Raw genomic sequence first — 22,403 nt, 5'->3', positions numbered from 1 at the left:
TGATCTCCTCCTCACTATGTATATATCATGCGGAAATATAAAAGAAAAATAGCGACTTTCGTATTTTCAACAGAGAAAAGAGGGAAAATATGTTTGTGAAATTATGAACAATTTCTGAATTATTGACTAAAATTACCTATAAGCAACTTTATCTGTATTATAATGTTATTATCTTGGATAAAGTGATAAAGGTGGAGATCCTCATGGAACAAGCTTTAAAAATTACAGGTGTACTATCTGATCCAACTCGTTATTATATTTATAAATATATTTCTCAAAAACATAGTTACGTAACTGTACAAGAAATCGCAGATGAATTTAATATCCATCCAAACGTAGCACGTCTACATTTATCAAAATTAGAAGATGTCAATATGTTGCGATCTGAAACAAAGAAAACGGGAAAAGGCGGCAGACCAAGCAGATTATATGTATTGTCTGAAGACTTAATTCAGCTACAATTCCCATTTCGCGATTATCAATTATTAGCAAAAATCGCTTTTAATTCATTGCTTAGCCTCGGTGCAGCCGGTGAAAAAGCACTATATGAAACAGGCAAACAATTTGGTAAAGAATTAATGGAACAACATATGCAGCATTTAAACATTAATGAAGATTCATTAACATTAGAACACAAAGTTCAAATTGCAAAAGAAGCATTATCAACTGCTGGCCTATCCCCTTCATTTGAATTAAGCACAGATGGTACACAAATTTTCTATGACGTGTACAATTGCCCATTCAAAGAAGTTGCTGTCCATCATCCTGAAGAAGTTTGCCATATGCATAGCGATATGATGAAGGGAATTTTTGAAATCCTATTTCCGGGCATGGAATTAACACGACATGATAATTTATTAGACGGATGTAAATCTTGTAACTACAAAGTTCAGCTATAACTTGTTTTCATATGAAATTGTGTCAAAAAGAAGTCAATTTGATTTGGCTTCTTTTCTTTTTTCGCAAATATTTACAATAGTAAGAAAAATAAACTATAATGAAGAGAGGTTTACTTTTTTAGAAAAGGAGGGAGATTGCATGGAGCGCATGTTTCGCGTTCTCGGCTTTTGGACTGGAATTTTCTCGGTTATGTTTTACTTAGGGGATATGCACGCAACTGCACTATTATTTTTAGGACAAACAGGATTCTTCGTACTTTTAAGCTATTTAAAATTAACAGAGCGTATGTATATATACGTATTCGGGGCATATTTAACTGTTTTCTTCATTGGGTTTACATACTATACAACATTTCTACTTGTCCCTGGCGCTGGGCATTAAAAAGATGGCAAATTGCCATCTTTTTTTATTTTCTCTAATTACCTAGTTGACTTATAGGTTTTATTGAAATATATTCTATATAACAGATTGGAATTAGGGGGAATCATCATGAATACACTGCTAGTCGGTATTAACATAGCGGTCATGCTCGTATTAGTTGGCATATTGTATTATATGCAGCGCAAGCATGTATCATTTAATAAACGCGTATTTACTGCTTTAGGGGTCGGAATTGTATTTGGCCTTATCTTACAATTTATCTATGAACCTACTTCTAAAATTATCGTGGATTCGAATAACTGGTTTAGCTTAATTGGTAGTGGGTATGTGAAATTACTACAAATGATCGTTATGCCACTTATTCTAGTTTCTATTATCTCGGCATTTACAAAATTAAAATTAACAAGTAACCTTGGTAAAATTAGCGGACTTATTATTGGAATTTTAATTCTTACAACTGGAATCGCTGCAGCTGTTGGTATCGCAGCAAGCGCAGGGTTTGACGTTCAAGCAACTGGCTTACAACAAGGTGATGCAGAAACGGCTCGCTTAAAATTAGTGGAAGAAAAATTCAGTTCAATTGAACAAACACCAATTCCACAAAAATTATTGGAGTTATTACCTACAAATCCATTTCTTGATTTAACTGGTGCACGTCCAACTTCGACAATTTCTGTTGTAATCTTTGCAGCGTTCATTGGAATCGCCTTTATCGGTGTGAAAAGAAAATATCCAGAACAAGCAGAGTTATTTAAGAAAATGCTTGATGCTGTCTATGCAATTGTAATGCGTATGGTAACATTAATTTTACGCCTTACTCCATATGGCGTATTAGCTCTTATGACAAAAACAGTCGCTGGTAGTGATGTAAGTGCCATTTTAAAACTCGGTAACTTTGTTTTAGCATCTTACGTAGCACTTATCGTTATGTTTGTTATTCACTTATTATTAATTGCTCTTTCTGGTTTAAATCCAATTCAATATTTGAAAAAGGTATTCCCAGTATTAACATTCGCCTTCACTTCTCGTTCTAGTGCAGGTACAATGCCACTAAATATTGAAGCACAAAAAGAAAAACTTGGTGTTTCAGAAGGAATTGCAAACTTTGCTGCTTCCTTCGGGGTATCTATCGGTCAAAATGGTTGCGCAGGTATTTATCCAGCTATGCTGGCGATGATGGTCGCTCCAACTGTAGGAATTGATCCATTACAACCACAATTTATTTTAACTTTAATCGCAGTTGTCGCTATTAGCTCATTCGGTGTTGCTGGTGTAGGCGGCGGAGCAACATTCGCAGCATTAATCGTCCTTTCAACAATGAACTTACCAATCGGGATTGTTGCTCTTCTTATCTCTGTTGAGCCATTAATCGATATGGGTCGTACAGCTCTTAACGTAAGCGGATCAATGACAGCAGGTCTTATTTCTAGCAAATGGCTTGGTGAATTAGATCACGATACGTATAATCAAGATGATGTGAAAAGCGAAGAAGTTGCTTCATAAGAAAGAGAAACTTTCATAAAAAGGAATGCTAATTGATATAGCATTCCTTTTTTTATTCCTTATACCTGTTTTAAAAAATTTAATACTATTTTAGGAACATCCTCATTTATTTGAATTCCTTGAACAGAACCTTTATCTACATCTTTTGCGATTATAATGTTATTTTTATCATCTACCCAGACTAACAAACTTTCCTTAGAATCATCCTTAAAAATAACTTCCATATTAGCATGTACCGCATCCCTTGCTTTTTTATCTAAAGATATTTTTTTAGATGTACCAGCTTTGATTGCTGTAACAATCTGATTTACTAGATCTTCATTATCCGTTCCTGCTTTAGAAATATTATCTTGATCTATCCTCACTAAATTCATTTCTTTTATTTGTTTTTTCTCAAATACTATTGATGTTTCTTTTTCCTCTTTTTGTTTAGTTGATGAAGAAGTTTTTGAAGAACTTGTAATATTGGAACATCCAATTAAGTTCAAAAACACTAGAATTATCATAAACAAGCACATATTTTTTCTCATTTCACTCACCCCTTCATACAATACAATTTTTAATACTGAATATCAGTATAAATCGATTCCTCAACTCCCGGAAGAAGTCTGTATACACTCATTCCAATCAAAGATTCTATTTCTTTTTTTATTTTATAAAATCCTTTCCAATGAGAAGAAGTGTGAGCATTGGTGCCGTGTCTCAATCCAACTGAGATCAATCTTTTTTCAAGTGTAGTAAATCCTTTATCATCGGCTAAAGCATCACAAAGAGTAATAACTTTATCGTATAAATCATAGTTGCTGTTTTCATTTAATATCACTACAAGCTTCATTTTCATATCTGGAGGAACAAGACTCCAATCAGCCGCGATTTCTATGTCTTTATTCCTACAAGGAACTGAATGTGTTACACATTTAATCGCATTCCCTCTAAATCCTAATTGTTCTAAGTACATGTATCCATCATAAGAATGTATAACAGATTTTGTAAAACCTTTATACCTACCAATGTCATGAAGCAACCCTGCATTATAAGCCAAATTATCATTCACATCATATCCTTGTTTCATAAATTCCAAGATTATGTTTTCAGTAGCTTGGGCAACATTTATCGAATGTTTATACCAAGGTCCAGGATTTTGTTTATATGCACGTTCAAGTAACTCACGTGCATATGCTCTATCCATGGTATACTCCATAACACCACCACTCTATCATCATTACTTCACATAACAAATCTGTTTCTTTTGCTCCCAAAGATCCAATTCTGGAATTTGTTTCTCCGCCGAAATCAATACTTCTTCGATTAATAATTCCAAATCCTTCACACTGTTTTCCGGATTTCCCATCAAGATATTCGTCATTCGCTCATAAAGGTTTTCCGGTTTTATTGTCATTCGTTTGATATTAAAAGGCATCCATTTAAATGCAGGGTGATGCACATACATTTTATTAAGGCCGAACAAAACACCAAATACATTCTTCTGTACATCACAAATTACATCGTATAGCATAAGCCAATCTTTTCGTTTTAAAAGTGCTTCACGGTTATGCCAGCGATTACTTAGCAAAAGATTCTCTGCAATCATTTGTCTAGAAAGTTCCAATGGATAATCTGCGACTCTATCTTTTAGCCCCCTAATTTTGTCTTCACCATACAAACTCACACCATCATGAATTGAGGCTACAATACATTGTTTCTCATAATCAGTTTCATACTTTTCCACCACATCAGAAATAAAACGTTCAACCGTTACGGATAAAAAGTTACTTATTTCTAATTTAATCCCATCTTTCGTTACATAAGATTCAGACCACTCTTCCTCTTCATACGGATGATACGATAAAACTGTCCCATCAATACGTTTAATAGGCCCTTCACGATCTTCATCTTCTGGCGGTGCTGACCATAAAATATGTAACTCTATATCTGAATTTTCATCTTGCCAGTTTCTTGATACGGATCCTGCTAAAAGAATCGCTTCTACTTTTTGGTTTTGTTTATATATTTTTGCCATATCTATTGCTTTTTGCATTAAGTTCATTTGATTTCCCCCATGTTTGATTATCCATTTGAACATTTTATTGCAGCGTTATTACACTGTTTCTATTTATAGCTTAATGGAAATTTATTACTATATCAAATGATTTTCTTTTATTTCTGAATATTACATATAAAAATTTTCTTCGTTACCAAGTGTATAAACAGAAAAAGGATATATGCTCCTATATTGAGCATAATATCCCCATCATCATTATCTATTGATATAACCTTTTCAAGCACATAATAAAAATAAAAGTTCCTCTTCACAGCCCGTCCCTTTTACAAATAGCCATTGTGTTCGCACCATTCATGAAACTGCCGCACATCTACCCCTACTAAAACGATATCTTTTAGTTCCACATCAACGACTTGATCGTCAATAACAAGGAAAAAACTTGATCCTTCCTGCTTTTCTTTTTGCTTTACAATTCCAATGCGATTCCGATACGGTCCATCTTTTACATACGCTTTTTGTCCTGTAATATCAAAATTCAAAATTCTCACCCCTTTTACTGCGCTCAACTTTGGCATACTACCTTCTCCTCGGAAAGTTTCCTTTCATCACACTATTTCTGTATATATATGATGAAACAGCAAAAGAGTCCTTCCTTTATTACAATTATTTTTTCTTTGTGTCATTTTTATAAATTATACGTGAAAATTAGGAAAAACCGCACTTGGAAACGCTTTCTTAAATTTATTTCATGTTATAATGGAAAAGCAGAACTTCGTAAAGAGGGAGAAAAATGGATATAACAATTATTACAAAAGTAATCGAAGCATTAAAATCATATGGATTTCAAGATGTAACATACTGTGAGGAAACAAAACAATTCTTATTTCATAACCAAACCGATATTATGAGTGGCTATGCAGAAATAACATACAGCAGCCAATTTGAAAAGTTTAACGTGCAAATTCATCCGATTGAAACCCATCATCAGGCAGAGTTACAAGAAGTTGAAAAACACATTCAATCTTGTATACGAAAAGTCGAGTATTTAAATGCACTTCTTACAGGACAAAAAAAATTAACTGACAAAATTATTATTATGTAAAAAAAGAACGTGAGATTATCACGTTCTTTTTCATTTTCACTATTATATACTCATCTTCTCTTTCAATTGTAACCCTGTAACAGACTCTAATACATTCATCGCTTCTCCAATTGTCATATCAAAAATTGTCTTATCTTCTATATACGGAAACTGTCTAAAACGTTTTTCTAACATTTTTACTGCATCCGATGAAAATACTGCACTATCTATACCGAATTCTGTTTCAAGTAGAACAATCCAATCTAAAATATGAAATCCTAACCCATTTACAAATGAAATAAGTTTTTCTTCAGGTTGTGAAGATAGAAATACATAACGTTCCATTTCACTAAAGAGTTCTTCACCTAAAATTTCTGCGAGTTCTTCATCATGTTCACGATTTACAATTTCATCATATCCATAATCGTCTGCAAGTTCTTCTACTTCTTCTCCGTCTGCACAAAGTAGCTGACTACGCAGTGCACCTTTTTTGAATTCACTTTTTTGTATAACTTCTAAAAAGCTTGTTTCCCATCCTTGTTCTAATTTCATATTTATAACTCCTTTATGCTTTCTTTATTTTTAAATATATATTTTGATTGAAGTTCTCTTTCGCATTTTGATTGCATAACCTTACATGTTCAGATAAACGAGACGCTTTATATATTTTACCATTCATATAGACATGTGGATCAATTAAGCGTTCCTTCCCACCCGAGTAACAAATATCATACTCTTGATTATTCTCTTCTACTATTACATTTGGATGTAAAGTAGCCAATACACTCGTTATCTCTTCATCACGACAACATTTCAATTTTTGAAGCACTACCTCATCATCGCACAAGAAATCTTCAGTATGTATCAGATGCTTTTCTAACGCTAGTTGCAAAACTTTTGTTAATACATGATAACTATATGAGCCTAATGGATGTAGAAAGAAATCAATTGTTTCTTTGTAATAGACTGTTGTAAACCACTCTGCCGCCTCTAGCGTACTAAGACAGATTTGTTTTTCATGGACAATTAATTGATTTAAAAATGTAAGAACTTCTTGTTTTGAAATCATTCCATATGTATATAAATCGCGAAGTGTATAATCTATACGATCTGCGCATAGAGCTGGTAGTGGTTGTTCCAACAGCATCCATTGTTCCCAGTTTTGAAGCATTTTAGAATCATATCCATACTTTTTCAAAATGAGCGGGATATCCGAGTTTTCAATGACTGTATCAAAAATATGTTCATGATAGTCTTCATCTTTTTTATGTAATACACGATCTACAACGTGTGAAAAAGCAGTATGTGATACATCGTGAAGCAATGCTGCAATTTGTTCCGCTTCACCCCCGCCCAGCATTTTCACAAGAAGCATAACTCCAATTGAATGCTCATAACGAGTTATATTCCACTCTGGTTTTACAAGAAAGCTCGCTCCAACTTGATGAATTTTCTTCAGCCTTTGCATAGCTTCTGTTTGTAATAGTTCTTCTAATACACCGTCTATTTCAAAATTACCGTATATCGTATCATAAACCTGCATGATCTATGCGTCTCCTTTATTCATGACGTATGAAACAAACTCCTCCACTTCCCCTTGAAAAATATCCACTTCTGGTAAATGGTAAAACGTTGTTTGAAGCGGATTGTTTTTATGATACATATAGATTTTCTTCTCTAGCGCAATAGCCATACCAAGCTCCGTGTGACTCCCATTTCCGCCATCTAATAAAAGTAGAAAAACATCAGCGTTTTGTATCGCCTGCTTTTCTGCTTGACCAATCTTCTGTAATTGTTCTCTATTTGTCGCTCTTTCATTTTGAGTCCAATTATATGTATGATGCCATCCCGCTTCTTTCAATTGACTCGCTACAAATTGAACAAGATGTTTGTTTTGAAAACTTGATGCAATATAGAAATTCATATGAATTAGCTCCTTATTTATAAAACCAAAGGGAAACTCCTTTTTTTAGCGTTAATGATAATAATAGCGAAGGATTTCGCCAAAAGAAATCCCCACCTTCAAAACTTATTTTGCGTTTAAATGGTGGGGCGCCTCATGCTTTTCTCTTATTTTTTGCTTTTTATCACTTTCATCGGCTAACATCTCTAACTCAGCTGTTATTTCCGATTTTTCTAAGTTTCGTTCTTGTGAAAATTTTCTTGAAATGTAAATAATAACACTACCAACGTATAGCACAAAACATATAATCAGAGCAGTATTTTCATAGAGACTCAGCTCCAACACAGTCACTCCTAATCCATTCGTATTTTCACGCTCAAAGAACTGGAATTCCCCTATTAAATCTCTGTTATTGTAACATAAATAAAGTAATTCTTCGAACCTTTCATTCTACTAAAAAAGACATGATTTTTTAGAAATCACGCCTCCGTAATATATTTCATAATGGTCTGTACTGCTTCTTTTCCACTATACTTTTTTAATTCTTTTTTATACTTCTCACAATTATGATTTAACTCTTCTATATGCTTCATAAGGGATGTCACTGTTACAGTTTCTTCATATAAAACCGCTGCATACCCTTGTCTTTCAAACGATTGTGCATTTAAAATTTGATCTCCGCGGCTTGAAGCTTTCGGTAATGGAATTAAAAGCATCGGTTTTTGCAATGTTAAAAATTCAAAAATCGCATTCGATCCAGCTCGTGAGATGACAAAATCAGTTGCCCCTAACACATCTGGCAATTCTCCGTGCACATATTCAAATTGCCTATACCCTTCTATACCTTGTAACGTCTCGTCTAGATTTCCTTTTCCGCATAGGTGAACAACTTGATAATTTTTAAGGAGCTGTGGCAATGCTTCTCGTACTGTTTCATTGATTTTCTTTGCCCCTAGACTTCCTCCCATAACCGTGATAACTGGTTTTCTAGTATGGAACCGAAGAAAGTGTAATCCTTTTTCACGATTTCCACGTAGCACTTCTTCCCTCACAGGCGAACCTGTATAAACCACCTTTTCTGTTGGCAAATGTTGTGCTGCTTCTTCAAACGTAACAAATATTTTTGAAGCAAAACGGAGTGCAATTTTATTCGCTAGTCCTGGTGTCATATCCGATTCATGTAACAAGACTGGAACACGATTTAACCATCCGCCAATTACTACTGGTACAGATACAAAACCGCCCTTTGAAAAAATAACATCAGGTTTTAATTTTCTTATTCGTACATAAGCATCCATAACACCCTTCATAACGAGAAAAGGATCTTTTATATTTTTCAAATCAAAATAACGGCGTAACTTTCCGCTCGCTATACCATAGTATGGAATTCCTTCGTTCTCTATAATCGTTTTTTCAATCCCTTGATGAGAACCTATATAAGAAATATCCCAGCCCTTTTTTTGCAAATGTGGAATAATTGCTAAATTAGGTGTCACATGTCCAGCCGAACCACCGCCTGTAAAGACTATTCTTTTCATACCTCTCCCCCTTCTACACTATAGTACACTAAAATATCGTGCTTCGGGGTGAGCAAATACCATTGCCGTTACAGATGCTTCCGGCTCCATCATAAATCCTTCTGTTAGTGAGATTCCAATCTCCTCTGGCTGAATTAAGCGAAATAGTTTTTCTTGATCAGCAAGTTCTGGGCAAGCTGGATAACCAAAAGAAACACGAATTCCCTGATATTTTGTACGGAATCGCTCTTCCATCGTCATCTCCGGTGAATCCGGAATTCCAAAACGATCACGAATCAACATATGTGTTTTTTCAGCGAGTCCCTCTGCTAGCTCTAGCGCTAACGATTGAATCGCATGGCTACGTAAATAATCCCCTTTCTCTTTCCATTCTTCCGCAATATCACGCACACCTTGCCCCACTGTAACAGATAAAAAGGCGACATAATCCATTTCATCACCGACAGGACGTAAGTAATCCCCTAATGTACGGTACGGAGCTTTCCCTTGTCTTGGGAATGAAAAACGCTCTAGCACACGTGTACGATCTTCTGGATCATAAATAATAATAGTTTGTCCATCACTTTGGGCAGGGAAAAATTGATAAACAGCTTTTGGACATAGCCAAGATTGTCCTCCTTGTAATAATTCATCAATTAAATTGTTTAACTCATGCGCTCTCTTATCACCTTCTTTTAATAATTTTTTCACATTTCCTTTTAAACCAAGGTGATGACTAATTAGCATTTGCCTGTTTAAAAATGGTGCAAGATGTGAAACTGGAATATCACGAAGTACAACCCTTTTTGTTGAGTCCGGCACCATAACTTTTGCTTTCGGCAACGGTTCAATGACGGCTGGTTTCTCCACTTTTTTCTCCTCTTGTTTCACGACATGAATGTGGCGATTTTTTTTATCCTGCTTCATTTTTTCTCGTTCTTCTTCTTTTTGCAATTGATTGATAAGATCGAGTCCTGTCATCGCATCACTTGCATATAATACGAGTCCATTATAGGAAGGTGAAATACGGTTATCTGTAAACTTTCTTGTCAATGCCGCACCACCTACAACAATGGGAATATCAATATTTGCCGCTTGTAAATCTTCGGCAGTTGCTACCATTTGCTGCGCCGATTTTACTAATAATCCAGAAAGTCCGATAATGTCTGGTTTCTTTTCTTTTACCTCTTGCACAATGCGATCAGAGCGCACATTAATTCCTAAATTAAGAATATCATAGCCGTTATTTGATAAAATAATCTCTACAAGGTTTTTGCCAATATCATGTACATCACCTTTTACAGTTGCTAATAATACCTTTCCTTTTTTCGCACTATCGCTAGATTCCATATAAGGCTCCAAATACGCAACAGCAGCTTTCATACTTTCTGCACTTTGCAATACTTCAGCAACGATAAGCTCATTGTTATTAAACAAACGACCTACTTCGTCCATCCCCATCATAAGCGGACCGTTAATAATATCAAGGGGCTTTCTTCCTTCTGTTAGTGCGAAACTTAAATCTTCATGTAAACCCTGCTTCGTTCCTTCTACAATATAATTTGCTAACCTTTCATCAAGTGTTAATGTTTCTTGTATGACCGCTTCTTTTTTCTTAGCAACCCGGTAAAAGTTCGTAAATTCTTCTAGTGTTTCTTTCGTTGTTTCGAATAATAGTGCATCTGCGAGTTCCTTTTCCTCTTCTGGAATGGATGCATAGCGCTCTAGCTTTTCAGTATTCACAATTGCGTAGTCAAGCCCAGCCTTTGTTGCATGATATAAAAAGACCGAGTTTAGCACTTCGCGACCAGCTGGCGGTAAACCAAACGATATATTACTTACTCCTAAAATTGTTAAACATTCTGGCAGTGATTCTTTAATAAGACGAATCCCTTCTATCGTCGCTGCTGCCGAACCAATATATTCTTCATCACCAGTTCCTACCGGGAAAACGAGTGCATCAAAAATAATATCGGATGGACGTATACCATATTTCTTCGTTAATAACTCGTAACTTCTCTTTGCAATTTCTAACTTTCTTTCTGCACTAACTGCCATGCCCTCTTCATCAATCGTTCCTACTACAATTGCCGCACCATATTTATGAAGAAGAGGTGTTACTTTCTCAAAACGCTCTTCTCCATTTTCTAAATTAATAGAGTTAATAACCCCTTTTCCTTGTATATACGTGAGAGCTTTTGCCATAACATTATCATCCGTTGAATCTATCATAATCGGAACTTTTAATACTTTCGTTACTTCTGCCAAAAAGTTCTCCATATCTTCTACTTCATCACGATCTGGATCCGCCATACAAATATCAATAATATGGGCATTTTCCTTCACTTGCGCCCTCGCAATTTCAGCAGCTTCTGCAAAATTCCCTTCAGCTACTAATCGCTTAAATTTTCTTGATCCAATAACATTTGTTCTCTCTCCCACAAATAATGGCCTCATAGAATCATCATATTGCAACGCTTCTAAACCACTAATACCGTGACCTTCTCGTTCATGATTCTCACGTGGTTCAAGGGACTCAAGCGAAACTTTTATCGCTCGTATATGATCAGGCGTTGTACCGCAACAACCACCGATAATATTGATCCACCCTTCTTTAGCAAATTGTTTCACCTTTTCTGCAAGTGAAGTCGGTGACTCATGATAATGTCCATCCTCGTCTGGAAGACCAGCATTTGGATAACAAGAAATATAACACTCTGATAAGTCAGAAAGAGAACGAATGTGTTCGCGCATAAATTCTGGTCCTGTAGCACAGTTTAATCCGACAGATAATGGTTTCATATGCTCAATTGATAAATAAAATGCCTCGATTGTTTGCCCCGCTAACGTTGTTCCCATCGGTTCAATGGTTCCTGAAATCATAAGCGGAACCGTATGATTTGCTTCCGTAAACGCTTCCTGAATCCCTAAATACGCCGCTTTCACGTTACGCATATCTTGGCTTGTCTCTACAAGCAATACGTCAACGCCACCTCGTAATAAGCCCCGAGCTTGTCTCGTATAAGCTTCAATTAGTTCTTCAAACGTTACACCGCCTGTTACACTAATTGCTTTTGTTGTTGGCCCCATCGCACCTGCTACATATACTTCTTTATCACTCTCCTTTACCGCTTGCTTTGCTAAAAACGCCGCTCTTTCATTTAACTCTTCATCTAAATGAGATAGCTCATAATCATGCAATACGATATTCGTAGCACCAAACGTATTTGTTTCGATAATATCCGCACCCGCTTCAATGTAAGCTTTATGGATACCTAAAATAACATCTGGCCTTGTTTTTACTAAGTATTCATTACAACCTTCGTATTCTTCACCTCCAAAATCTTCTGCAGTTAAATCTGCCTGCTGAATCATCGTTCCCATCGCGCCATCTAATATTAAAATATCATGTTGTAATCTCTCTTCTATCGGTCTCATCAGTTGATTCCCTCTTTCACGTCTTGCTTTTCTTTCACATACTTAACGAGATTTTCTGTAATTTCATATTTCAAAAACGGCGTAATGAGATAAATACCGTTAAAGTATTTCATTGCGGCATTAATTAATTCCTGAGAAATACGAATTCCTTCTTCAATTGCAGACTCCTGCGTTTCATGCCCATCCATTCTCTGTCTTACTTCCTCAGGCAATGTAATGCCTGGCACCTCAAAATGAAGAAAATCAGCATTACGTTTACTTACTAAAGGCATAATTCCAATAAAAATTGGTTTTTCTAAATGTTTTGTCGCCTCGTATATTTCTTCAATTAAGGCTACATCGTAAATTGGCTGTGTTAAGAAATACTCTGCACCAGCTGCAATTTTCCTCTCCATTCGCTTCACCGCTGCTTTTAAATGTCTCACGTGCGGATTAAAAGCTCCTCCAACAGAAAACCTTGTCGCTGGACCAATGGATTTTCCTAAAATAGATCGACCATCATTCATTTCTTTAATCATTTTAATTAATTCAATAGAAGACAAATCATATACAGAAGTCGCTCCAGGAAAATCCCCCACTCGCGCTGGATCACCTGTTAAAGCTAACACTTCTTCCATTCCTAAAGCCGATAAACCTAGTAAATGAGATTGCAAACCAATGACATTATGATCACGGCACGTTAAATGCGTCAGTACTGGAATATCATGCTTCGTTAATAATGCCCCCATTGCCATGTTTGAAATGCGCGGGGATGCTAACGAATTATCTGCTAACGTAATGGCATCTGCTCCCGCTCTTTTCAATGCCCTTGCCCCTTCAAAAAAACGCTGCGTATCTAATGTTTTTGGGGGATCTAGTTCAACAACCACCGTTGTTTGCTTCTTCGCTTTTTCTGCAAGGGTAACATGAGTGCTAGCACGTTTTGTTTGGATATGAACTACTTGTTGTCTTTGAACAATTTGTTTTTCTGTAACAGGCGTTACATTCGCAATTACACGCTTCATCCCTTCAATATGTGCTGGCGTTGTACCACAACAGCCCCCTAACAAACGAATACCTTGTTCAATAAATTTCGGTGTCATCTCTTCAAAATAAGCAGGGCTTCCTTCATATACGTAACGTCCTTCTACATAGTTTGGAAGGCCTGCATTTGGATAAGCCGACAAATAACCATTTTTAGGAATCGATATCATTTTAAAAGCTTCCGTCATATGAAGCGGTCCTAACTGACAGTTTAAACCGACTACATTTGCACCGTAATCTAAAAGCTGCGTTAATATTCCATTTACATCATTTCCATTTTGCGTTGCGCCCGCTTCATGAAGCGCTAGCTGTGCAATAATTGGAATATCTGTTTGTTTTCGCAATACTTTCACTGCATGTAACAATTCGAACTCATCATAAAATGTTTCTAATAATAATCCGTCAACCTTTTCTTCTAATAATGCTCCCGCTTGCTCAAGTAGCATAAACTCTCGTTCCATATCAGTCGTTGTAACGGCCCCGATATGCTTCATCCCACCGATGGTCCCTAAAATGGCGTTCTTATCTGTTACGGCTGCTTTTGCAAGTTTAACCGCTGCTTTATTAATTTGGGTGACCTGATTTTCCAAACCATACATGCGTAATTTTGCTTCATTTGCACCATATGTATTTGTTTGAATAATATCTGCCCCAGCAGCTACATATTGTTTATGAATAGATATAATAAGATCTGGATCAGATAAGTTTAATTCTTCAAAACTACTTTGCAAACCATGAGAATGTAATAACGTACCAATTGCGCCATCACCGATAACAATTCCTTTTGATACTAAATCTAGAATTTTCACTTGTCTCCCTCTTTTCTATCAATATAAAAACCCCCTCTTCATCTTGAAGAGGGGGACATCATCAATCCTCCTCTTATCATGCAAAACAAATTGTTTTGCAGGTATTAGCACCGTTTCAAACATTTCGTTTGAAGGTTGCCGGGTTTCACAGGGCCTTTCCCTCCACCGCTCTCAATAAGAGTTTGTCTTTATTATTCATCTATGTTTTAAAAGGAAATACGTGTACCTTTTAACAATCTTTGTTAATTTTCTCATAAATTTAGCATGGGATAGACTAAAAGTCAATTGAATTAGCAGAAAAATGAAAATTGTTTAAAATAAAGTTGCAATTCAATTATCTTTTGTTGTAAAGTTAAAACCATAATAAAATTTCATACAAAATATTCTTATCTAGAGAGGTAGAGGGACTGGCCCTATGACACCTCAGCAACCATTAACACGTTCGTTAATAAGGTGCTAATTCCAGCAAATTGTGAAAAGATTTGACAGATAAGAAGAAGACTATATTCGCATGAAAGCCTTCTTCTTAGAAGGCTTTTTTTATTTTTATAAAGGAGGAATTTCACATGTCAACAATCGAAACAAAACTAGCACAAATCGGAAATCGAAGCGAAACTACAACAGGAACAGTTAATCCCCCTGTTTACTTTTCAACAGCTTATCGTCATGAAGGAATTGGAAAGTCAACAGGCTTTGATTATTCACGAACAGGAAATCCAACACGTGGTCTTTTAGAACGCGCAATTGCTGATTTAGAAGAAGGTGAACAAGGCTATGCCTGTAGTTCTGGAATGGCAGCTGTTCTTCTTATTCTTTCCTTATTCCGTTCTGGAGATGAACTTATCGTATCAGAAGATTTATACGGAGGGACCTACCGCTTATTTTCGGAACATGAGGAAAAGTGGAATATTCGATGTAGATACGTAGATACACAATCTATTAAACAAATAGAACAAGCTGTCACTTCTCAAACAAAGGCTATTTTTATCGAAACACCGACCAATCCATTAATGCAAGTCACTGATATTGCAGCTGTCGCAACTGTCGCAAAACGGCACGGCCTACTTCTAATTGTCGATAATACTTTCTACACTCCTTATATACAACAACCATTAACAGAAGGCGCAGATATTGTCCTTCACAGCGCAACAAAGTATTTAGGTGGACATAACGATGTACTAAGCGGCCTTGTCGTTGCAAAAGGTCAGACACTTTGCGAAGCACTTGCCCACTATCATAACGCTTCTGGTGCTGTATTAAGTCCATTTGATTCGTGGTTATTAATTCGTGGTATGAAAACATTGGCTCTTCGTATGAAACAACATGAAGAAAACGCAAAAAAAATCGTTTCTTATTTAAATGGGGAGAATGGTGTAACCGATGTTTTTTATCCAGGAAGGGGCGGTATGATTTCATTTCGTCTTCGCGATGAAAAATGGATAAATCCTTTCTTACAATCTTTATCGTTAATTACATTTGCAGAAAGTCTTGGCGGGGTTGAAAGTTTAATGACATATCCAGCAACACAAACACATGCAGATATCCCAGAAGCAGTGCGTATAGCACGCGGGGTATGTAATCGTCTTCTCCGTTTTTCCGTTGGCATTGAAAACGGGGATGATTTAATTCAAGACTTAAAGCAAGCTATTAAACATGTAAAAGAAGGTGTAAGAATATGAGTTATTCGTTAGATACACTCTTACTTCATAACCAATATAAACATGATTCACAAACAGGAGCTGTTAACGTTCCCATTTATAATACATCGACATTTCATCAATTTGATGTAGATACCTTTGGAAAATACGACTACAGTCGCTCTGGGAATCCAACACGTGAAGCACTTGAAGACATAATCGCTTTATTAGAAGGGGGAACAAAAGGATTTGCCTTCGCATCTGGAATTGCAGCGATTTCTACTGCCTTCCTCCTTCTCTCGCAAGGCGATCATGTTCTCATTTCAGAAGATGTATACGGGGGAACATATCGCATTGTAACAGAGGTTCTGTCTCGTTACGGTGTTTCACATACATTTGTTGATATGACAAATGTAGAGGCAGTAAAACAAAACATTAGACCAAATACAAAAGTCTTTTACATTGAAACACCATCCAATCCATTATTAAAAGTAACCGACATTCGTACTGTTTGCGAATTAGCGAAATCTACCGGAGCTCTTACTTTTGTTGATAACACATTTTTAACACCACTATTCCAAAAACCACTCGAACTTGGAGCAGATGTGGTTCTCCATAGTGCGACAAAGTTTATTGCCGGTCATAGTGATGTTACAGCTGGATTAGCAGTTGTAAAAGATGATGAACTCGCTAAAAAACTCGGCTTCCTGCAAAATGCATTTGGCGCTATATTAGGCCCACAAGATTGCTCTCTCGTTCTTCGCGGTCTGAAAACATTACACGTACGTCTCGAACACTCAGCAACAAACGCGAATAAAATTGCTCTTTATTTACAAAAACACTCGAAAATTCAGAATGTGTATTACCCTGGATTAGAATCACACCTTGGCTATGACATACAGCACTCACAAGCACAATCTGCCGGTGCTGTTTTATCTTTCACGTTACAATCTGAAGATGCTTTGCGAAAATTTTTATCACAAGTCAAGCTTCCTGTATTTGCAGTAAGTTTAGGAGCTGTGGAATCCATCCTCTCCTATCCTGCAAAAATGTCACATGCAGCATTATCACAAAAAGCACGCGATGAAAGAGGTATTTCTAATTCATTGCTCCGTTTATCAGTTGGCCTTGAAAATGTAGATGATTTAATTACCGATTTTGAAAATGCACTTTCTTTTGTAGAGGAACCTGTGAATGCATGAGAAAATTCCCATCTGATATAGAAATAAAATGTTTCACATTATAAAAAAGGATAGACCAAGCAAATTACATTCGCTTGGTCTATCCTTTTTTATTACGGTACTCAGGATTTACCACCATAAACTCATCATATGCACTTAGGTAAAGTCCCTCTATTGAAGATAATAAGCCATTAATGTATCCTCTCCATAAGAACCATCTTCATATTTAATTTGCTCCCGTTGTCTACCTTCTTCTATAAAACCAGTACGTTTGTATACTTTAATAGCCCTATCATTAACAGAAACGATCCCTAAGCAAATTTTTTCTAAACCTTTCTGCTTTTTAGCCCAATTAACAAGAAATTTTATTAATTTGGTACCGATACCTTGATTGCAACATTCCTCTCTGATACCCATTCCCATTGTTCCTACATGTTTTAAGTGTTCTTGTTTGTAACGATTGAAAATCAAAAAGCCGACTACTGCACCTTCCATCTCACTTACTATATAAAGATTTCCATCCTCAACACTTTTCAATATTTTTTCTCTTTCTTTATTCACATTATCAGGTATTTTATTTGGAGAAGATATAAAAAACTTTGTCGTAGCTGCTGATAAAATGATTTCCTTTCTAATAGCAATAAATGATTCAGCATCAGATTCTTTTGCTAATCGTATCACATCATCACCACTTATCTTTTTTCAGTAAACCTTCAGGAAAGTGAAAGTGTTTTAGGAAATGTATGTTATGATATGCCTTCTTTTCATCCAAAATTATATTCTATAGAAACATATAAAATCTCTTTTTCTTATTATTTTAAAAATTTTGTATATTAATTGAAAGAATAACAAAATCGTGATAAAATTGTGTTACAAATGTATCTGTATATTCACGATTTTTAACAAAAAATACTGTGTTACAAAACGTACAAATTTTGCAAAGTTATTTACATCATGTTCTCTTTTCTTACAATTTCTTTACTTTAGAACATTTTTTCTGCAACAACTATTTTCTTTTCTTTAGATTTTTGGTATGTATAGTATGGGTATAACAGCTCGCATGGAGGTGGAAAAAACATGTTAGAAACCTTTCAAAAGGAATTAGAACTATACGAAAATAATGCAGAATTACTGAAAGTTCTTGCTCACCCTGTTCGTTTATGTATTGTAAAAGGATTGATCGAACGCGGTCCAAGCAATGTTTCGACAATGTACACAGGATTAAATATGCCACAATCCACAATTTCACAACATTTAGCGAAATTAAAAAGCGCTAAAATCGTTTCTAGTGAAAGAAAAGGATTGGAAATTTACTACAAAGTAGAAAATGAAACAATTATCCAACTTGTTCGTGTATTACTAGGTTAGGGGTAACCAAACAAAAAGGACGTATTCTATATTTTCCATCTCATATCTTTAATATAAATATATATCATGAGAGAAAATATACAATACTACATATCCTAAAGTCGTATCAAAAAACAAGACGCAGAATCATTCTGTGTCTTGTTTTTTTCTATATATGTAAATAATGCTTTAAATCAAAATGTGGCATTCCTTTTTTTTGCATAACAACATCAAAAGCATCGCTTATTCCCCCATGTAAAATCATAGAACGAACCGCTCGATTTTGTTTCTGTTTCTCAGAAAAAGGATCGGAATCTTGATGACTAACAAGTTGTTCTAATATACCTGCCGCAAGTAAAAACCCCCTTTGTTTTGTATGCCACACTGTATGAAGACTGCTTTCTTCTCCTATTTTCTTCAATTCATCCCAATGAATATGCGCTGTAATATCCATTTCACCTGGATAATGCAGAGGGTTCTGAATGAGTCTATGGTCATAATATCCCCTTAGACTCCCTTCATGATGCGCAGGATGCATCCACTCCGCCTTTGTATATCCATAATCAACCGTGATGAATAAGCCTTCCTTGAGCCATCCTATAATCTCTTGTAAATAGGTTTCCATTGCTATTGGTACTTCAAAGCGCTGTCCTTCATAAAGCTCAATCTTATGTCTTCGTAAATAGCATCGTATTACTTCTTGTTCTAACGGCCGCAATACTTCTGTAAGTTCCCGCTGCTCCGTATACGTAATACGAACTTCATACAAAATACCAGCTCGCTTCTCTATCACTTCAACAGGAAACGCATCAAACAATTCGTTTGAAAAAACGATTCCTGTAAAAGACTCCCCTAATTCCTTATAGGACTTGTACTGCGAAATATTTTGAAATGAACCAAGTTGACGTTTTTGCAACCTTCTATGAAAAGGACTCACTTCAATAATAGAATATCGTAACTCTGCATAGGTTACTGGAGATAACTGTTTCCATTCCTGTAAAACATCATAAGCAAATCTCCCTGTTCCCCCTCCAATTTCACAAACATTCGGGGGGATCTCTCCATTTTGGACAAGTCGAATAAAAAAACGAGCGAACGTCCTTGCAAATACCGAAGAAATATTACTACTCGTAAAAAAGTCACCATTTCTTCCGATTTTCTCACGTTCTTTCATATAATATCCGTACTCCTCATCATACAGTGCAAGGTTCATATATGTACTATATGAAATCGAATAATCCTTTTCTTTTTCCATCCATTTTCTTAAAACGAGCTCCATCCCCATATAGCTCCTTATTGTAAAAACGGATTATTTTCTTTTTCGAAACCAATATTTGTTTCTGGACCATGTCCACATAATACTGCTGTGTCATCTGGCAGTACAAATAATTTTTCTTCAATGCTTCCAATTAATTCTGCAAAACTTCCACCCGGTAAATCTGTTCGACCAATACTCATTTGGAATAATACATCTCCTGAAAATACAGCATTTGCCTCTTTGCAATAATATGAAATACTGCCTGGAGAATGCCCTGGCGTCTCAAACATTTCAAATGTAAAAGATCCAATCGTTAACATTCCTTCGCCTTCAATAATTTGATCAGCTGGTTTCGCTGTAATACTTCGATTCATCATAAAAATTTGCGAACCATTTACAGTCGCATCTCCTAACCAATCCACTTCTTCTTTATGTACATATACTGGGATATGAAAAGCATCTCTCACAGCATCAACTGCACCAATATGATCGAAATGAGCATGTGTTAATAAAACAGCCAGCGGCTTTAATTGTTCTTCTTGTAAATACGTTACAAGCTTCTCTCCTTCACTACCTGGATCAAAAATAATACATTCTTTTTGATCATTACTTAAAATATATGCATTTGTTTGTAATGGCCCTAATGGCATTTGTATCCATTTCATTTTTAAATCTCCTCCAGTTATTGAACTTACTTTTATGATACAACATTTCTTCCCCTTAGGAAAAGAAACGATGGTATCTCGACAATCATTTCTAAAACATGTACAATAAAAAAGAAGAAATATTGCAAAAACTCAAACGAAAGAATGAGAGAGCAGAGGGGGATCATATATGGGTCTTGTTATCATTTTTGCGCTAGTCACTCTGTTAGCTGTATTCGCAACCCTTAGAACGTTACGTGAAAAAAATTTACTAGCAGGCGGTTTTGCTGTTGCAACTGTACTTGTTTTTGGTTGGTTTACAGTCATGACTGTCCTTTATAGCGGGTACCCACCAGCTCATTAATTCACTTACAGTTCTATTTCCCATCAAGATTTTGCATAAAAAAAGAGGAAGGGATCTCCCTTCCTCTTCTCATTATTTTGCAAATACCAGTAGTCTCATCTTAATTCCGATTCGCCCTGACTGATTCTATTCTTTTTACTTCATAACTTCATATTTATGCTTCTTCACAAGCCAAGCTCCACCAATTACACCAGCATCATTCCCAAGCGTTGCAATTGCTAACTTCGTGCTCTTAACAGCACGAGAAAATGCATATTGTGCAAAATAGCGCTGAATTGGTTGTAACAATGCATCACCAGCTTTAGATACACCACCGCCAATTACAATCTTTTCTGGATTTAACGTACTAGAAAGATTTGCTACAGCTAACCCTAAATAAGAAGCTACTTTTTCTACAACTTGTTCCGCTAAAGCGTCACCTTGTTCAAGCGCTTCAAATACATCTTTAGATGTAATACGTCCCTCTTCTTCTAACATAGAGTGAAGTATGCTTGGTTCATCTGTACCTTGTAATTTTTGCATAGCAACACGTACAATACCTGTTGCTGAAGCTACTGTTTCTAGACAGCCAGATTTCCCGCAGTTACAAGGAAATCCATTTTTTGTTACGACTGTAATATGTCCGATTTCACCAGCAGCACCACTTACACCGTGCACGATCTCACCATTTGCAATTACACCGCCGCCAACACCAGTTCCAAGCGTCATACAAACTAGATCTTTTGCTCCTTCACCAGCACCTTTCCACATTTCACCAAGCGCTGCTAAGTTTGCATCATTATCAACCACAACAGGTAAGCCTGTTTCTACTTCTAATAAATCTTTTAATGGATAGTTTTTCCACCCTAAATTAACAGCTTCATAAATCAGACCAGAAGCGACATGCACAGGTCCAGGAGCGCCCATACCAATACCAATTAGCTTGCTCTTTAATTCTCCTAGTTCTTCTAACTTTTTATCAATTGCTTTCGCTACATCTAATGTAATATGTTTGCCTTGCTCACTTGTATTCGTTGGGATTTCCCACTTATGTAAAATTTCACCATAAACATTGATAAATGCTAATTTAATCGTTGTCCCGCCAAGGTCAACACCAACTAACCACTTTTCTTCCATTTTTGCTAACCTACCTTTATCTAATTCTTGCTCATCTCTTTTTGAATCTCTTGTTTCAATAAAAATAAAGCTGTTTGATAGTCTTTTGGCTCAATCAACTGTGATTGATTTAATTCACGCAATTCATCTTGCATTAATTGTAAATCAGCGATTCGATCACCTGTATAAATGATTGTTCCAAATTTTTTTAGCAATTGCTGAATATCATAAATTGATATCATTTCATCACCCTCTATGTCCACTTATTATGGAAATATAATAAGAAAACGTTCACATATTTTATTATAATCAACAAGAAA

The 22,403-nt window shown here is 35.9% G+C and carries 24 protein-coding genes and 2 riboswitches; of the genes, 8 read left to right on the top strand and 16 right to left on the bottom strand.

Annotated elements, in window-relative coordinates; genetic code table 11:
* Nucleotides 1–203: 203 nt before the first annotated feature.
* The 3 genes from MHH71_RS22300 (at nt 204) to MHH71_RS22290 (ending at nt 2,784) form a co-directional block, all read left to right on the top strand.
* Entirely contained in the window at nt 204–899 is a 696-nt protein-coding gene (locus MHH71_RS22300; RefSeq protein ID WP_003200412.1) for a helix-turn-helix transcriptional regulator, read from the top strand.
* Between the two features lie 139 nt (nt 900–1,038).
* Complete coding sequence (locus MHH71_RS22295; protein ID WP_006096019.1) at nt 1,039–1,281, top strand: DUF2626 domain-containing protein; 243 nt, start codon at nt 1,039–1,041, stop codon at nt 1,279–1,281.
* Between the two features lie 87 nt (nt 1,282–1,368).
* Nucleotides 1,369–2,784 carry an L-cystine transporter gene (locus MHH71_RS22290; protein WP_003200409.1) on the top strand — a complete coding sequence of 472 codons (1,416 nt, stop codon included), beginning with the start codon at nt 1,369–1,371 and terminating at the stop codon, nt 2,782–2,784.
* A 59-nt stretch (nt 2,785–2,843) separates the two neighbouring features.
* On the opposite strand, the gene MHH71_RS22285 is transcribed toward MHH71_RS22290, so the two are convergent.
* The 4 genes from MHH71_RS22285 to MHH71_RS22270 all read right to left on the bottom strand — a co-directional run bounded on the left by MHH71_RS22285 (nt 2,844) and on the right by MHH71_RS22270 (nt 5,325).
* A complete protein-coding gene (locus tag MHH71_RS22285) occupies nt 2,844–3,314 on the bottom strand; it encodes a hypothetical protein (RefSeq protein WP_033799110.1) in 471 nt (156 codons plus the stop codon).
* Between the two features lie 29 nt (nt 3,315–3,343).
* On the bottom strand, nt 3,344–3,985 hold the full coding sequence (locus MHH71_RS22280) for an HD domain-containing protein (protein ID WP_033799109.1): 642 nt from the start codon (nt 3,983–3,985) through the stop codon (nt 3,344–3,346).
* Nucleotides 3,986–4,006: 21 nt separating this feature from the next.
* Nucleotides 4,007–4,831, bottom strand: coding sequence for a DUF4037 domain-containing protein (locus MHH71_RS22275; protein ID WP_033799108.1), 825 nt, complete (start codon nt 4,829–4,831; stop codon nt 4,007–4,009).
* Between the two features lie 278 nt (nt 4,832–5,109).
* The gene (locus MHH71_RS22270) at nt 5,110–5,325 is read right to left on the bottom strand and encodes a DUF3912 family protein (RefSeq protein ID WP_026008571.1); all 216 of its coding nucleotides are present in this window, start codon (nt 5,323–5,325) and stop codon (nt 5,110–5,112) included.
* Between the two features lie 251 nt (nt 5,326–5,576).
* Here MHH71_RS22270 and MHH71_RS22265 point away from each other — a divergent pair, with 251 nt between their 5' ends.
* Nucleotides 5,577–5,888 carry a hypothetical protein gene (locus MHH71_RS22265; RefSeq protein ID WP_003200402.1) on the top strand — a complete coding sequence of 104 codons (312 nt, stop codon included), beginning with the start codon at nt 5,577–5,579 and terminating at the stop codon, nt 5,886–5,888.
* Between the two features lie 42 nt (nt 5,889–5,930).
* On the opposite strand, the gene MHH71_RS22260 is transcribed toward MHH71_RS22265, so the two are convergent.
* From MHH71_RS22260 to MHH71_RS22230, 7 genes are all read right to left on the bottom strand, one after another.
* Entirely contained in the window at nt 5,931–6,419 is a 489-nt protein-coding gene (locus MHH71_RS22260; protein WP_003200401.1) for a hypothetical protein, read from the bottom strand.
* A 13-nt stretch (nt 6,420–6,432) separates the two neighbouring features.
* Entirely contained in the window at nt 6,433–7,410 is a 978-nt protein-coding gene (locus MHH71_RS22255; RefSeq protein ID WP_006096014.1) for an HD domain-containing protein, read from the bottom strand.
* A 3-nt stretch (nt 7,411–7,413) separates the two neighbouring features.
* Complete coding sequence (locus MHH71_RS22250; protein WP_003200399.1) at nt 7,414–7,791, bottom strand: nucleoside 2-deoxyribosyltransferase; 378 nt, start codon at nt 7,789–7,791, stop codon at nt 7,414–7,416.
* A 105-nt stretch (nt 7,792–7,896) separates the two neighbouring features.
* Complete coding sequence (locus MHH71_RS22245; RefSeq protein ID WP_026008572.1) at nt 7,897–8,169, bottom strand: DUF3966 domain-containing protein; 273 nt, start codon at nt 8,167–8,169, stop codon at nt 7,897–7,899.
* 80 nt (nt 8,170–8,249) lie between these two features.
* On the bottom strand, nt 8,250–9,308 hold the full coding sequence (locus MHH71_RS22240; protein ID WP_006096013.1) for an undecaprenyldiphospho-muramoylpentapeptide beta-N-acetylglucosaminyltransferase: 1,059 nt from the start codon (nt 9,306–9,308) through the stop codon (nt 8,250–8,252).
* A gap of 18 nt (nt 9,309–9,326) precedes the next feature.
* Nucleotides 9,327–12,725 carry a methionine synthase gene (gene metH / locus MHH71_RS22235; protein ID WP_006096012.1) on the bottom strand — a complete coding sequence of 1,133 codons (3,399 nt, stop codon included), beginning with the start codon at nt 12,723–12,725 and terminating at the stop codon, nt 9,327–9,329.
* Nucleotides 12,725–14,557, bottom strand: a complete 1,833-nt coding sequence (locus MHH71_RS22230) for a bifunctional homocysteine S-methyltransferase/methylenetetrahydrofolate reductase (protein ID WP_006096011.1) — start codon at nt 14,555–14,557, stop codon at nt 12,725–12,727. Before MHH71_RS22230 ends, metH begins: the two co-directional genes overlap by 1 nt.
* Nucleotides 14,558–14,627: 70 nt before the next feature.
* A riboswitch (SAM riboswitch) is annotated at nt 14,628–14,738 on the bottom strand.
* Between the two features lie 202 nt (nt 14,739–14,940).
* Nucleotides 14,941–15,053, top strand: a riboswitch (SAM riboswitch).
* A 70-nt stretch (nt 15,054–15,123) separates the two neighbouring features.
* Here MHH71_RS22230 and MHH71_RS22225 point away from each other — a divergent pair.
* Nucleotides 15,124–16,236, top strand: coding sequence for a methionine biosynthesis PLP-dependent protein (locus MHH71_RS22225; protein WP_006096010.1), 1,113 nt, complete (start codon nt 15,124–15,126; stop codon nt 16,234–16,236).
* Nucleotides 16,233–17,396 (top strand): cystathionine beta-lyase, encoded by a 1,164-nt coding sequence (metC, locus tag MHH71_RS22220; RefSeq protein ID WP_018765828.1) that lies wholly within the window; start codon nt 16,233–16,235, stop codon nt 17,394–17,396. Before MHH71_RS22225 ends, metC begins: the two co-directional genes overlap by 4 nt.
* A gap of 150 nt (nt 17,397–17,546) precedes the next feature.
* On the opposite strand, the gene MHH71_RS22215 is transcribed toward metC, so the two are convergent.
* Nucleotides 17,547–18,056 (bottom strand): GNAT family N-acetyltransferase, encoded by a 510-nt coding sequence (locus MHH71_RS22215; protein ID WP_006096009.1) that lies wholly within the window; start codon nt 18,054–18,056, stop codon nt 17,547–17,549.
* Between the two features lie 396 nt (nt 18,057–18,452).
* Here MHH71_RS22215 and MHH71_RS22210 point away from each other — a divergent pair, with 396 nt between their 5' ends.
* The gene (locus MHH71_RS22210; protein WP_000894376.1) at nt 18,453–18,743 is read left to right on the top strand and encodes an ArsR/SmtB family transcription factor; all 291 of its coding nucleotides are present in this window, start codon (nt 18,453–18,455) and stop codon (nt 18,741–18,743) included.
* 148 nt (nt 18,744–18,891) lie between these two features.
* On the opposite strand, the gene MHH71_RS22205 is transcribed toward MHH71_RS22210, so the two are convergent.
* The gene (locus tag MHH71_RS22205; protein ID WP_006096008.1) at nt 18,892–20,007 is read right to left on the bottom strand and encodes a class I SAM-dependent methyltransferase; all 1,116 of its coding nucleotides are present in this window, start codon (nt 20,005–20,007) and stop codon (nt 18,892–18,894) included.
* An 8-nt stretch (nt 20,008–20,015) separates the two neighbouring features.
* Nucleotides 20,016–20,645 carry an MBL fold metallo-hydrolase gene (locus MHH71_RS22200; RefSeq protein ID WP_003200375.1) on the bottom strand — a complete coding sequence of 210 codons (630 nt, stop codon included), beginning with the start codon at nt 20,643–20,645 and terminating at the stop codon, nt 20,016–20,018.
* A 169-nt stretch (nt 20,646–20,814) separates the two neighbouring features.
* On the opposite strand from MHH71_RS22200, the gene MHH71_RS22195 reads away from it, so the two are divergent.
* A complete protein-coding gene (locus tag MHH71_RS22195; protein WP_003200373.1) occupies nt 20,815–20,988 on the top strand; it encodes a DUF2759 domain-containing protein in 174 nt (57 codons plus the stop codon).
* A gap of 135 nt (nt 20,989–21,123) precedes the next feature.
* Here MHH71_RS22195 and glcK read toward each other — a convergent pair whose 3' ends face one another.
* A complete protein-coding gene (gene glcK / locus MHH71_RS22190) occupies nt 21,124–22,104 on the bottom strand; it encodes a glucokinase (RefSeq protein ID WP_006096007.1) in 981 nt (326 codons plus the stop codon).
* Between the two features lie 20 nt (nt 22,105–22,124).
* On the bottom strand, nt 22,125–22,325 hold the full coding sequence (locus MHH71_RS22185) for a YqgQ family protein (protein WP_016116335.1): 201 nt from the start codon (nt 22,323–22,325) through the stop codon (nt 22,125–22,127).
* Between the last annotated feature and the right edge of the window lie 78 nt (nt 22,326–22,403).

This window comes from Bacillus sp. FSL H8-0534, from assembly GCF_038005885.1.
Lineage (GTDB): Bacteria > Bacillota > Bacilli > Bacillales > Bacillaceae_G > Bacillus_A > Bacillus_A pseudomycoides.
Note: the sequence above shows the minus strand (reverse complement) of the source record. Positions and strands in the feature narration are given on the sequence as shown.